This window comes from Pseudomonas extremorientalis, from assembly GCF_024584605.1.
In the GTDB taxonomy this organism is placed as follows: Bacteria; Pseudomonadota; Gammaproteobacteria; order Pseudomonadales; family Pseudomonadaceae; genus Aquipseudomonas; species Aquipseudomonas extremorientalis.
Genome location: NZ_CP089519.1, coordinates 5,843,693 through 5,857,294, shown reverse-complemented (window position 1 = coordinate 5,857,294; position 13,602 = coordinate 5,843,693). Strand labels below are relative to the sequence as shown.

General features: G+C 59.6%; 11 protein-coding genes. 7 read left to right on the top strand and 4 right to left on the bottom strand.

What is annotated here, in order from left to right; genetic code table 11:
- Positions 1–2 precede the first annotated feature (2 nt).
- Positions 3–1,031 (bottom strand): NAD(P)/FAD-dependent oxidoreductase, encoded by a 1,029-nt coding sequence (locus LUU92_RS26610; protein WP_257102863.1) that lies wholly within the window; start codon positions 1,029–1,031, stop codon positions 3–5.
- Positions 1,032–1,052: 21 nt separating this feature from the next.
- Positions 1,053–3,251: a hypothetical protein gene (locus LUU92_RS26605; protein WP_257102862.1), complete on the bottom strand. Its 2,199-nt coding sequence runs from the start codon at positions 3,249–3,251 to the stop codon at positions 1,053–1,055.
- A 407-nt stretch (positions 3,252–3,658) separates the two neighbouring features.
- Between LUU92_RS26605 and glyA the strand changes: the two genes are divergently transcribed.
- From glyA to fdhA, 7 genes are all read left to right on the top strand, one after another.
- Positions 3,659–4,912, top strand: coding sequence for a serine hydroxymethyltransferase (gene glyA, locus LUU92_RS26600; RefSeq protein ID WP_257102861.1), 1,254 nt, complete (start codon positions 3,659–3,661; stop codon positions 4,910–4,912).
- Between the two features lie 22 nt (positions 4,913–4,934).
- Entirely contained in the window at positions 4,935–6,185 is a 1,251-nt protein-coding gene (locus LUU92_RS26595) for a sarcosine oxidase subunit beta (RefSeq protein ID WP_010207084.1), read from the top strand.
- A 15-nt stretch (positions 6,186–6,200) separates the two neighbouring features.
- A complete protein-coding gene (locus LUU92_RS26590; protein WP_010207083.1) occupies positions 6,201–6,503 on the top strand; it encodes a sarcosine oxidase subunit delta in 303 nt (100 codons plus the stop codon).
- Complete coding sequence (locus LUU92_RS26585) at positions 6,500–9,517, top strand: sarcosine oxidase subunit alpha (protein ID WP_257102860.1); 3,018 nt, start codon at positions 6,500–6,502, stop codon at positions 9,515–9,517. The genes LUU92_RS26590 and LUU92_RS26585 overlap by 4 nt, the downstream gene beginning before the upstream one ends.
- A gap of 103 nt (positions 9,518–9,620) precedes the next feature.
- Complete coding sequence (locus tag LUU92_RS26580) at positions 9,621–10,253, top strand: sarcosine oxidase subunit gamma (RefSeq protein WP_092242174.1); 633 nt, start codon at positions 9,621–9,623, stop codon at positions 10,251–10,253.
- A gap of 10 nt (positions 10,254–10,263) precedes the next feature.
- Positions 10,264–11,121, top strand: coding sequence for a formyltetrahydrofolate deformylase (gene purU / locus LUU92_RS26575; RefSeq protein ID WP_005792124.1), 858 nt, complete (start codon positions 10,264–10,266; stop codon positions 11,119–11,121).
- A gap of 180 nt (positions 11,122–11,301) precedes the next feature.
- Positions 11,302–12,501, top strand: a complete 1,200-nt coding sequence (fdhA, locus tag LUU92_RS26570; protein WP_016972852.1) for a formaldehyde dehydrogenase, glutathione-independent — start codon at positions 11,302–11,304, stop codon at positions 12,499–12,501.
- Positions 12,502–12,551: 50 nt separating this feature from the next.
- Here the strand turns inward: fdhA and LUU92_RS26565 are convergent, their stop codons facing one another.
- Positions 12,552–12,938 (bottom strand): hypothetical protein, encoded by a 387-nt coding sequence (locus LUU92_RS26565; RefSeq protein ID WP_071490286.1) that lies wholly within the window; start codon positions 12,936–12,938, stop codon positions 12,552–12,554.
- A gap of 136 nt (positions 12,939–13,074) precedes the next feature.
- The gene (locus LUU92_RS26560; protein WP_071490285.1) at positions 13,075–13,533 is read right to left on the bottom strand and encodes an anti-sigma factor; all 459 of its coding nucleotides are present in this window, start codon (positions 13,531–13,533) and stop codon (positions 13,075–13,077) included.
- Positions 13,534–13,602 lie beyond the last annotated feature (69 nt).

Here is a 13,602-nt window from a genome sequence, read left to right as displayed (position 1 = left end):
GGCTATGGCTTTTCAAGCCAGGGAGGAGGGAACGGATGGGCACGATACAGTTCACGCATTCTTTTTACATCGCTCTCGAACCAGTCCCGTATCCATCGTTGGTACTGCAGGGAAATAACCTGTTGATTCGTTGGGTTGTCACATCCTTCGATGACAGCCTGGGCGGCCATCATTCCTGACATTAGTGCTTTAAGAACCCCATGAGAGGCGCCCGGATCTATCACCGTGCTGGCGTCTCCCGCGATGAAGTAGCCATTGCCTGCCGATTGCTCGCAGATTCTCCAAGTAACATCGGCACCCTGCATTTTCCCCACGTGGGTCAGGTGTTCGAAGGAGGATGGAACAGCAGATGCCTTGCAGATCTGAGCGTGCTCAAAATAGAGGCGTGTCCAGTGATACAGCTTTCGTCCTACCTGTGCGGTCCAATACCACCCCAGCCGATCGGCGAAAATACCCAGTGCACTTTCGTCGACCGTTCCGCTCGTATAACCATACAGGGCCGTAAGTGGCGGTGAGTAGCAACGTGATCCCAGCCCGAGCTGACGTGTGAGCCAGCCATGAGCGCCGCTGGCATCCACAAGCTGGCGGCAAGACAGAGCCCCGGTAAGGGTTTGCACGCCCGTGACGCGACCGTTGTCCAGGAGTACCTTTTTTGCATGGCAAGGCTGCAGGGCCTGGACCCCCAGCGCGATTGCCTTCGCCAATAAAAAACCATCCAATGTGGACCTGGGTATTTGAAACCCTGACCAAGCGCCATCGGCATCATTTCCGAAGGGAGTAAAGTTTCGTTCCTTATCCCACGTTACCCAGTTTCCAAAAGGCCTGATGAATTTGCCCGCCTGCACTTGGTTCATCACACCTAGCTGTTTAAGAAGAGGCTCTATGCCAGGATGCAGTGTTTCGCCAGGACGTTCGCGAGGAAATGAAAGGCGCTCAACAATGGCCACCCTCAAGCCATGTTGAGCGCAAGCAATAGCCGTCGCGCATCCTGCTGGGCCGGCGCCTATTATGACGACATCGTAGTCAGTCATCGTGTCGGACTTTAGTTGTGGTTAAACGGGTTGCCATGGACGCGTGCCTGATTGGTGAAAAATGACATGTGGCCAGACGAGATAATTTGAAGTTTCTATGACTTTGATTAAGGTTTTATTGAAGTGTGGAGAGGCGCTTGGTTCATAGCGATAGAGTTCGAATCGATAAGCGGCGGCATCAAGTTTGACGTTTGAATTTAGAGGGGCGTCGAGCTCTCTTAAATCGTCGGACGTTATAGTTTTGAACGAGCGTATAAACCATTTTTCATGCAGGGAGCCGAGTGCAAGTTTGACACGTCGGAATGCATCAATACGTCTTTGGTATTCCAAGGTATCAATCTTGCCGGTCAAGGCGAGTGAGAACTTACCTTCCAGAGCGCTTTCCGTATAATCACCATAGTGATAACTGTGATAAGCAATTTGTGTCACGTTGTTGGCAATAATACTGTGTGGTGCGGGGATGCCGTCCCAAGAAAAACCGGCGGTGATGCCTATTTCCTGATCGAGCATCGGTTTAATCGTCGGGCCCGCTCCGGCGTCGGGTTCAAAGGATTGAGCGGCGTCAGGAGCGACTGCCGGCCAAAATGAACTCAGCGCGGCACACAGTTTTGCGTCCTCTGGAAAAGGGCTGCCTAGCCTGTACGCTGCGAGGTGCGGCACGGCGCCCGAGCTACTCTCGTATTCGACCGCACCGACATCCCAGCCAGGAGCAAAGACTCCCGCTGCGGCATCTGGAAGGCATGAGGCACGTTTTGCCGACGCTGTATCAGGTTTGGCCGCAGTCGACTGTCCAACAGTTGACCCATGGTGACCCACAATCGCAGTTATGCTGACATCAGTGCTGGAAAAGAGGGTGGGAAAAGACTGGATATTGGCCGCATAGCGAGAATCGGACAGGCATTCAGGGGCTGTCCGAAACACGGTTTTTTGAATGTCCGGACTCAGGGTCTCCAGCCACTCGCTCAGATGCCGCTGATTACACAGAGGGTAGAAGTCGGGAGCGCACAGCAAAGAGTAGGCGGGTATGCGATTTGGAAAAGCGGTGTCCAGCGCTGGGCACTGAGCTTGAATCCAGCCGTCTGCGGTAAAGTCCAGGTAATGCAGGGCTTGGAAGTCGCCTTTTTCCAGCTCACTGAGGATGCCTGGCTGTTGGTTGAAGTTAACAAGGTTGCCGGCGTCGTCAACTTTATGGCGAATGTGCACATATTCCGGAGCGTTTTCGGGCCCGATCAGGGTGGATGCTAACAGCCTTGGCGATTTTGGTACGTTGAAGGTCAAGGGCTTACCTTTGTATTGCGCCGCTTCAACCAGAAATCTGCGTGGCGAGGCTGCCATGAGTCCCGCGCCGAATTCCAGTTCGCAAAGCCAGTTGCCGAGCCCTTCGGTTATGACAAAAGGTGGTTGACTGATGTCTGGTTCTTCCCAGCCCGACCCGGCGCCCAACATCAAGTGTAGGCGGCGTATTTTCTCGTTTTTGTGCATCGCTGTCAGTTGGACGTCAAGGTTCAGACCCTCAATGCACTCGGTGCCGTGGAACAGTTTGTGCAGGGGTACCCAAAAATCGTGGGTTTCGTCCTTTTCGCGCACGCGCATAGGACCGAAAGTTGTGGCGTCTCCTTTGCGTTGGATGGCGATGTAGGCGGCGTATCGAGCAGGCAAGACACGAATGGCGTGGTTGTCATCTGCAACAAAAGGTAGGAACCCTCTACTTTGTGCATCGTACAAAGGTTCAGCGGTGCCAACGCGTGATATGCCGGTTCGTGAAAAACACATATCGGCCTGTTCTTTGTGAACTGTATCAGGTGCCGGTCGGTACTCATTAGCAAAGACGACCACTGCCATGGGCGCACCATTGGCGAGTTCTTTTAATTGCTGGAGGCTGGGTGGTTGGCTGCCGTAAACATAGTTCATGACTGTTTCCAGCTCGGCAGCCGTGGGGTAAATCTGAAGGGGATTACCTTTCGCATCCACTGTTACGTTAGCGTTGGCCAGTGCGTGAAACAGCAAACTGAGTGCGGGCTTGCCTGGTTCAATGCCGCGTACACCGCTTGACGCGAAGTCTTCAAAGCCGGCGAGTGTTCGATCCACCTTTAAGATGTTACGCAGTTCATCTTGCAAGGAAGGTGCAAGGATGTTGAGGCCGTGATGAAGCAGTAAGTTATGCCAGCCACCAGGGGCCAGTCGGGTGCAAATATCTTTGACTTGATCAATTAAAGCCATGTTTGTTCTCCTGCGGTTTAAAAGTCAGTTTCAAGATAGCGTTGCCGGATTGTTGCGCGAGTCGAGGTATTGCTCGGGGAGCAATTAAGTTCTGATGTAGGGTGAAATGCAAAAGACGTTTTGTAAGTGGTTATTTGGTTGGATGTTTTCAAAGTTTATTTTAATGTTTGCCTATTAGTGGTTTTTGTAAGAAGCCTCTTTCAGTAGGTTTGTTTGTATATAAAACTTTCTGCCGGGCAGGTGCCTGCCTCTTCGTGTACGTTGAAAACGAGGTCGACCAGCAACCCATGTCGTAAACGCACCTTTGCATGGCGTGCGCAGGCATTTGACCTGTCTGCGCCAGCCCTACCATCGCATCAAAGGGCCCTGCACGGGCCTCAACAATACGAAAGGCTGGGAGAGACGCGATGTTCAGCAAACAAGACCAGATCCAGGGATATGACGACGCACTGCTGGCGGTCATGAATGCCGAGGAGCAGCGCCAGGAAGATCATATCGAGTTGATCGCGTCAGAGAACTACACCAGCAAACGCGTGATGCAAGCCCAAGGCAGCGGCCTCACCAACAAATACGCCGAAGGCTACCCAGGCAAGCGCTACTACGGTGGCTGCGAGCATGTGGACAAAGTTGAAGCCCTGGCCATCGAGCGCGCCAAGCAGCTGTTCGGCGCCGATTACGCCAACGTGCAGCCACACTCCGGCTCGTCCGCCAACAGCGCTGTGTACCTGGCCCTGCTGAACGCCGGCGACACCATCCTGGGCATGAGCCTGGCCCACGGCGGTCACCTGACCCACGGCGCCAAGGTGTCGTCCTCGGGCAAGCTGTACAACGCGGTGCAATACGGGATCAACACCGACACCGGCCTGATCGATTACGACGAAGTCGAGCGCCTGGCGGTGGAGCACAAGCCGAAAATGGTCGTGGCCGGTTTCTCCGCCTACTCCAAGACCCTGGATTTCCCACGCTTCCGTCAGATCGCGGACAAAGTGGGGGCGCTGCTGTTCGTCGACATGGCCCACGTCGCCGGCCTGGTTGCCGCCGGCCTGTACCCGAACCCGCTGCCCTACGCCGATGTGGTCACCACCACCACCCACAAGACCCTGCGCGGTCCTCGTGGCGGCCTGATCCTGGCCAGGTCCAATGAAGAGATCGAAAAGAAACTCAACGCCGCCGTATTCCCCGGCGCCCAGGGCGGCCCGCTGATGCACGTCATCGCCGGCAAGGCCGTGTGCTTCAAGGAAGCGCTGGAGCCAGGCTTCAAGGCTTACCAGCAGCAAGTGATCGACAACGCCCAGGCGATGGCCAGCGTATTTATCAAACGCGGCTACGATGTAGTGTCCGGCGGCACCGATAACCACCTGTTCCTGGTCAGCCTGATCCGTCAGGGCCTTACCGGCAAAGAGGCGGACGCCGCCCTCGGTCGCGCCCACATCACCGTCAACAAGAACGCCGTGCCGAATGACCCGCAGTCGCCGTTCGTGACCTCGGGCCTGCGCATCGGCACCCCGGCGGTGACCACGCGTGGTTTCAAAGTGCCGCAGTGCATCGAACTGGCCGGCTGGATCTGCGACATCCTCGACAACCTCGGCGATGCCGACGTCGAGGCCAACGTGGCCAAGCACGTGTCTGCCCTGTGCGCTGATTTCCCGGTTTATCGCTGAGCGCGGTTTTGGAGTAATGACTATGCAACGCTACTCGGGCTTCGGCCTCTTCAAGCACTCCCTCAGCCACCATGAAAACTGGCAGAAGATGTGGCGCACGCCGACCCCCAAGAAAGTCTACGACGTGGTCATCGTCGGCGGCGGCGGGCATGGTCTGGCGACCGCCTACTACCTGGCCAAAGAGCACGGCATCACCAACGTGGCCGTGGTCGAGAAAGGCTGGCTGGGCGGCGGTAACACCGCGCGCAACACCACCATCGTGCGTTCCAACTACCTGTGGGACGAGTCGGCGCACCTGTACGAACACGCGATGAAGCTGTGGGAAGGCCTGTCCCAGGACCTCAACTACAACGTGATGTTCTCCCAGCGTGGCGTGTACAACCTGTGCCACACCTTGCAGGACATCCGTGATTCCGAGCGCCGTGTGAGCGCCAACCGCCTCAATGGCGTGGACGGCGAATTGCTCAATGCCAAGCAAGTGGCCGACGAGATCCCATACCTCGACTGCTCGAAAAACACCCGCTACCCGGTGCTCGGCGCCACCGTGCAACGGCGCGGCGGCGTGGCCCGTCACGATGCCGTGGCCTGGGGCTTTGCCCGTGCCGCCGACGCCCTTGGCGTGGACCTGATCCAGCAGACCGAAGTGATCGGCTTTCGCAAGGAAAACGGCGTGTGCATCGGCGTGGAAACCAACAAGGGCTTCATCGGCGCCAAGCGCGTCGGTGTAGTCACTGCCGGTAATTCCGGGCACATGGCCTCGCTCGCCGGGTTCCGCCTGCCCATCGAATCCCACCCGCTGCAAGCGCTGGTGTCGGAGCCGATCAAGCCGATTATCGACAGCGTGATCATGTCCAACGCCGTACACGGCTACATCAGCCAGTCCGACAAGGGCGACCTGGTGATCGGCGCCGGTATCGACGGCTACAACGGCTACGGCCAGCGCGGCTCGTACCCGGTGATCGAACACACCATCCAGGCCATCGTCGAGATGTTCCCGGTGCTGTCCCGCGTGCGCATGAACCGTCAGTGGGGCGGCATCGTCGACACCACGCCGGATGCGTGCCCGATCATCTCCAAGACTCCGGTGCCGAACATGTTCTTCAACTGCGGTTGGGGCACCGGGGGCTTCAAGGCCACGCCGGGCTCAGGCAACGTGTTTGCCGCCAGCCTGGCCAAGGGTGAAATGCACCCATTGGCGGCACCTTTCTCCATCGACCGTTTCCACAACGGTGCGTTGATCGACGAACACGGCGCTGCGGCCGTCGCCCACTAACAGGAGAAATTCCCTATGTTGCATATCTTCTGTCCTCACTGTGGCGAACTGCGCTCCGAAGAGGAATTCCACGCATCCGGCCAAGCGCATATTCCGCGCCCGCTGGACCCGAATGCCTGCACCGATGAAGAGTGGGGCGACTATATGTTCTTCCGCGACAACCCGCGCGGCCTGCACCACGAACTGTGGATCCACGCTGCCGGTTGCCGCCAGTACTTCAACGCGACCCGCGACACCCTGACCTACGAAATTCTTGAAACCTACAAGATCGGTGAGAAGCCACAATTCACCGCCAAGGCCTCTGGAGAGAAGGTATGAGCCAGACCAATCGCCTGTCCAACGGTGGCCGGATCGACCGTAATAAAGTCCTGACGTTTACCTTCAACGGCCAGAGCTACAAAGGCTTTGAAGGCGACACACTGGCCGCAGCCCTGCTGGCCAACGGCGTCGACATCATCGGCCGCAGCTTCAAGTACTCGCGCCCTCGCGGCATCTTTGCCGCTGGCGCCGAAGAGCCGAACGCGGTGCTGCAGATCGGTGCCACCGAAGCCACCCAGATTCCCAACGTGCGCGCCACGCAACAGGCGCTGTACCAAGGCCTGGTCGCCACCAGCACCAACGGCTGGCCGAACGTCAACAATGACGTGATGGGCATCCTCGGCAAGGTCGGCGGCAAGCTGATGCCGCCGGGGTTCTACTACAAAACCTTCATGTACCCGCAATCGTTCTGGATGACCTACGAGAAGTACATTCGTAAGGCCGCCGGCCTCGGCCGCTCGCCGACCGAGAACGATCCGGACACCTACGACAACTTCAACCGTCACTGTGACGTGCTGGTCGTCGGCGCCGGTCCTGCGGGCCTGGCTGCCGCACTGGCCGCCGCCCGCAGCGGTGCCCGCGTGATCCTCGCCGACGAGCAGGAAGAGTTCGGTGGTTCGCTGCTGGACTCGCGTGAAAGCCTCGACGGCAAGCCGGCTGTGGAATGGGTTGCCAGCGTCATCGCTGAACTCAAGGCCCTGCCGGACGTGGTGCTGTTGCCCCGCGCCACCGTCAACGGCTACCACGACCATAACTTCCTGACCATTCACGAGCGCCTCACCGATCACCTCGGTGACCGTGCGCCGATTGGCGTGGTGCGTCAGCGTATCCACCGTGTGCGTGCCAAGCGCGTGGTGCTGGCGACCGGCGCGTGCGAGCGTCCGCTGGTGTACGGCAACAACGACGTGCCGGGCAACATGCTGGCCGGTGCGGTCTCCACCTACGTGCGTCGCTACGGCGTGGCACCGGGCAAGAAGCTGGTGCTGTCGACCAACAACGACCACGCCTACCGCGTTGCCCTGGACTGGCTCGATGCCGGCCTGCACGTGGTGGCCGTGGCCGATGTACGCCACAACCCACGCGGCGCGCTGGTGGAAGAAGCCCGCGCCAAAGGCATTCGTATCCTCACCGGCAGCGCCGTGATCGAAGCCCGTGGCAGCAAGCACGTGACCGCCGCCCGCGTGGCTGCGATCGATGTGAAAGCGCATAAAGTCACCAGCCCAGGCGAATGGCTGGAGTGCGACCTGGTAGCCAGCTCCGGCGGCTACAGCCCGGTAGTTCACCTGGCTTCGCACCTGGGCGGCAAGCCGACCTGGCGTGAAGATATCCTCGGTTTTGTACCGGGCGAAGCGCCGCAGAAACGCGTGTGTGTCGGTGGGATCAACGGGGTCTACGGCCTTGGCGACTCCCTGGCGGATGGTTTTGAAGGCGGCGTGCGCGCGGCCAGCGAAGCCGGTTTCGCGCCGGTGGAAGGCACCTTGCCCAAAGCGCTGAGCCGCCTGGAAGAGTCGACTTTGGCGGTTTACCAAGTACCGCACGACAAGCCGACTGCACGGGCGCCGAAGCAATTCGTCGACCTGCAGAACGACGTGACCGCCGCCGCCATCGAACTCGCCACTCGCGAAGGTTTCGAGTCGGTCGAGCACGTCAAGCGCTACACCGCGCTGGGCTTCGGCACCGACCAGGGCAAGCTGGGCAACGTCAACGGCCTGGCCATTGCCGCCCGCTCGCTGAACGTGACCATCCCGCAGATGGGCACCACCATGTTCCGTCCCAACTACACGCCGGTGACTTTCGGCGCCGTAGCGGGCCGTCACTGTGGGCACATCTTCGAACCGGTGCGCTACACCGCGTTGCACGCCTGGCACGTGAAGAACGGTGCCGAGTTTGAAGACGTCGGCCAGTGGAAGCGCCCTTGGTACTTCCCGCGCAACGGTGAAGACCTGCACGCCGCCGTCAAACGCGAATGCCTGGCCGTGCGTGACAGCGTCGGCCTGCTGGATGCGTCCACCCTCGGCAAGATCGACATCCAGGGCCCCGACGCGCGGGAGTTCCTCAACCGCATCTACACCAACGCTTGGACCAAGCTCGACGTGGGCAAGGCGCGCTATGGCCTGATGTGCAAGGAAGATGGCATGGTCTTCGACGACGGCGTGACTGCCTGCCTCGCCGACAACCACTTCCTGATGACCACCACCACCGGCGGCGCTGCCCGTGTGCTGCAATGGCTGGAAATCTACCAACAGACCGAATGGCCAGACCTCAAAGTGTATTTCACCTCGGTCACCGACCACTGGGCGACCATGACCCTGTCCGGTCCCAACAGCCGCAAGCTGCTGGCGGAAGTCACCGACATCGACCTGGACAAGGACGGGTTCCCGTTCATGACCTGGAAAGAAGGTCTGGTCGGCGGCGTACCGGCGCGGGTGTTCCGCATTTCGTTTACCGGTGAGCTGTCATACGAAGTCAACGTGCAGGCCGACTACGCCATGGGTGTGTTGGAAAAAATCGTCGACGCCGGCAAAAAGTACAACCTGACCCCGTACGGCACCGAGACCATGCACGTATTGCGGGCCGAGAAGGGCTTCATCATTGTCGGCCAGGACACTGACGGCTCGATGACCCCGGATGACCTCAACATGGGTTGGTGCGTGGGCCGTACCAAGCCGTTCTCGTGGATCGGCTGGCGTGGCATGAACCGTGAAGACTGTGTGCGTGAAGAACGCAAGCAACTGGTGGGCTTGAAGCCGGTCGATCCGAAGGTGTGGCTGCCGGAAGGCGCGCAACTGGTGTTTGATCCGAAGCAATCGATCCCGATGAAGATGGTCGGTCACGTCACCTCCAGCTACGCCCACAACTCCCTCGGCTATTCGTTTGCGCTGGGTGTGGTCAAGGGCGGCTTGAAGCGTATCGGCGAGCGGGTGTTCTCACCGCAGGCCGATGGCAGCGTGATCGAGGCGGAGATTGTTTCTTCGGTGTTCTTCGACCCCAAAGGCGATCGCCAGAACATCTGACAGGCCAAGCCCCTCCCTCAAGTTGAAATGCATTCCCCTGTGGGAGGGGGCTTGCCCCCGATGAGGTCAGCAGCCTCACAATAGAATTCAGAACAGGTGCTTTATGACAGCAGCCAATGTTTACCAACAACGCCCCACCTCCGGCGCCAAGGCCGAGTCGTCGCTGCACCACGCCGACCTCGCCAGCCTGGTCGGCAAGGGCCGCAAGAACGCCGGCGTGACCGTGCGTGAAAAGAAACTCCTGGGCCATCTGACGATTCGTGGCGACGGCCATGACGCAGCTTTCGCCGCCGGCGTGCACAAAGCCATCGGCATCGAGTTGCCCGGCGCGCTGCAAGTGATCGTCAAGGGCGAAACCAGCCTGCAATGGCTCGGCCCGGATGAGTGGTTGCTGATCGTGCCGAGCGGTGAAGAATTCGCCGCCGAGCAAAACCTGCGCGCCGCCCTGGGCGACCTGCATATCCAGGTCGTCAATGTCAGCGGCGGCCAGCAGATCCTCGAACTCAGCGGCCCGAACGTGCGCGATGTGCTGATGAAGTCCACCAGCTACGACGTACACCCCAACAACTTCCCGGTGGGCAAGGCAGTGGGCACGGTGTTCGCCAAGTCGCAACTGGTGATCCGCCACACGGCTGAAGACACCTGGGAGCTGGTGATCCGTCGCAGCTTCTCGGATTACTGGTGGTTGTGGTTGCAGGATGCATCGGCCGAGTTCGGCCTGAGCGTCCAAGCCTGAGGAATGAGCCATGAGCCGCGCACCCGATACATGGATTTTGACCGCCGACTGCCCCAGCGTGCTCGGCACGGTGGACGCGGTCACCCGCTACCTGTTCGAACAGGGTTGCTACGTCACCGAGCACCACTCGTTCGATGACCGGCTTTCGGGCCGGTTCTTTATCCGCGTGGAATTCCGCCAGCCCGATGGTTTTGACGAACAGGCGTTCCGCGATGGCCTGGCCACCCGTGGTGAAGCCTTCGGCATGATCTTCGAGCTGACGGCGCCGAACTACCGGCCAAAAGTGGTGATCATGGTCTCCAAGGCCGATCACTGTCTCAACGACCTGCTGTATCGCCAGCGCATCGGCCAACTGTCGATGGACGTGGTCGCGGTGGTGTCCAACCACCCCGATCTGAAACCCTTGGCCGACTGGCACCAGATTCCCTACTACCATTTCCCCCTCGACCCCAACGACAAACCGTCCCAGGAGCGTCAGGTGTGGCAGGTGGTGGAAGATACTGGCGCCGAATTGGTGATCCTTGCGCGCTACATGCAAGTGCTGTCGCCGGAGCTGTGCCGCAAGCTCGATGGCAAGGCCATCAACATTCACCACTCGTTGCTGCCGGGGTTCAAGGGCGCCAAGCCGTATCACCAGGCGTACAACAAGGGCGTGAAGCTGGTAGGCGCCACGGCGCATTACATCAACAACGACCTGGACGAAGGCCCGATCATCGCCCAGGGCGTGGAGGTGGTGGATCATAGCCACTATCCCGAGGACTTGATTGCCAAGGGGCGTGATATCGAAGGGCTGACGTTGGCCCGGGCGGTGGGGTATCACATTGAGCGGCGGGTGTTTTTAAACGCCAATCGGACGGTGGTGCTCTGACTGACGCCATCGGGGGCAAGCCCCCTCCCACCTTTGGAATGCGGTCGAATGTGGGAGGGGGCTTGCCCCCGATGAGGCCCTCACTAACAACGCAATAACAGCATCTGTACCCGAGCACTTAAACGCGCTGCCCACCCCATGGGCAACGCAGTTCCATAAAAACAACAGCGAGGTGAAAGCATGTCTGGTAATCGTGGTGTCGTGTATCTCGGCAACGGCAAGGTCGAAGTACAGAAAATCGACTATCCCAAAATGCAGGACCCCCGTGGCAGGAAGATCGAGCATGGCGTCATCCTGCGCGTGGTCTCCACCAACATCTGCGGCTCCGACCAGCACATGGTGCGTGGCCGCACCACTGCCCAGACCGGCCTGGTGCTCGGTCATGAAATTACCGGTGAAGTGATCGAGAAGGGCAGCGACGTCGAGAACCTGAAAATCGGCGACCTGGTTTCCGTGCCCTTCAACGTAGCCTGTGGCCGCTGCCGCTCGTGCAAAGAGCAGCACACTGGCGTGTGCCTGACCGTCAACCCGGCCCGTGCCGGTGGTGCCTACGGCTACGTCGACATGGGCGACTGGACCGGCGGCCAGGCTGAATACGTGCTGGTGCCGTATGCCGACTTCAACCTGCTCAAACTGCCGGATCGCGACAAGGCCATGGAGAAGATCCGCGACCTGACCTGCCTCTCCGACATTCTCCCGACGGGCTACCACGGGGCCGTCACTGCCGGCGTTGGTCCGGGCAGCACTGTGTACATCGCGGGTGCCGGTCCTGTGGGCCTGGCGGCTGCCGCCTCCGCCCGCCTGCTGGGCGCCGCAGTGGTGATCATCGGCGACGTCAACCCGGTCCGCCTGGCTCACGCCAAGGCTCAGGGCTTCGAGATTGCTGACCTGTCCAAGGACACCCCGTTGCACGAACAGATCGCCGCACTGCTGGGCGAGCCGGAAGTGGACTGCGCCGTCGATGCCGTGGGCTTTGAAGCCCGTGGTCATGGTCATGAAGGCGTCAAGGCGGAAGCGCCGGCCACTGTGCTCAACTCGCTGATGGGCGTGGTGCGCGTGGCGGGCAAGATCGGTATCCCTGGCCTCTACGTCACCGAAGACCCGGGTGCTGTGGACGCTGCGGCAAAAATGGGCAGCCTGAGCATCCGCTTCGGCCTGGGCTGGGCTAAATCCCACAGCTTCCACACCGGGCAGACGCCGGTGATGAAGTACAACCGCCAACTGATGCAGGCGATCATGTGGGACCGCATTAACATTGCCGAAATCGTGGGCGTGCAGGTGATCAGCCTGGATGACGCACCGCGCGGTTATGGTGAGTTCGATGCGGGCGTGCCGAAGAAGTTTGTGATTGATCCGCATAAGTTGTTCAGTGCGGCGTAAGGCAAACAGCTGAAAAAATGGCGACCGTGGAGGTCGCCATTTTTTATGGGTTATTTGAGGGTTGAGAGTCGCAGGTAGGGATCGGCGACCTCACCGTTCTTGATCAGCCGCTGGCCGCCGTAGTCGCAATGAAACTTGCCGTCTCGTTCATTGATCTCCTCGGCTTTGAGTTCATACTCCGGGCCCAGATAGTCGTCTTTGGTTGCGGCCGTTTGTCCTGTCCACGTCTTGCCTTTGGCCGTGGCGGTGTATTGATAGCCCTCGCCATAGGGTGGTGGGAGGTCGGGGTCTGTGTAGGGCTTTGATTGAATATCACCGACGGCGGGGCATTGGTCGATCCCGGTGGCCTCGGGCCGTGAAGCCTGGTCTTGCCCGCGTGCTTGCAAATGGTTGATTGCGCTGAAGGCAGCATAAAAATTAGGTATCAATCCGATCATGATCGTTACAGCTCCTTGTTCAATTGGGCTGTCTTCCCAGTGTGTATTACCGAGAGGACTGCCCTGAGTGGCTGTCACGGTGTTTGAGTTCCGGAAAATCCTATACTGCCGTTTGCGCTCATCGCGGTCATCAGCTTCAACGTGTTGCAAGGGCGCCCTGATAGACAGTTGGCCCCGTCGGCTGCTTGCTCAGCGACCCACCCTTGGTCTCCGAACTCACCATCAACTCCACCGGCTTGCGGATGCTTTTCTGCTGGCGTGGGTTGAGTCCGATAATGCCTTTGCCATCTTCCGGTAACAGCCCCAGGGAAACCGGCGCGCTGCCTTCTGGAATGGCCCAGAGTTCCAGGCTGCGGTCCGGCTCCGGGGCCGCCGTGGCGATCGGTTCAACTTCGAGGTAATCCTTGTGCGCAATGATTTGAGCGGCCGGCTGCTGGGCCGTGGTCACCAGGGTGGCGGCGGACTTGACGTTATCCTGGGTGTAGAGCGCGCCACCGAGGCCGGCGACGATGGCCATGCAGGCGCCGATAAACACACGTGGGCGGCTCCAGAATGGGGACGTTGGCTCAATCACTTGGGGGCGTGTGGCGCTCATATGGCTATTCCTGGCTGTGTTGAAGTCATTTCATGGACTCTGGTATTCCCCTTGGGTTCCTCGGCCCGC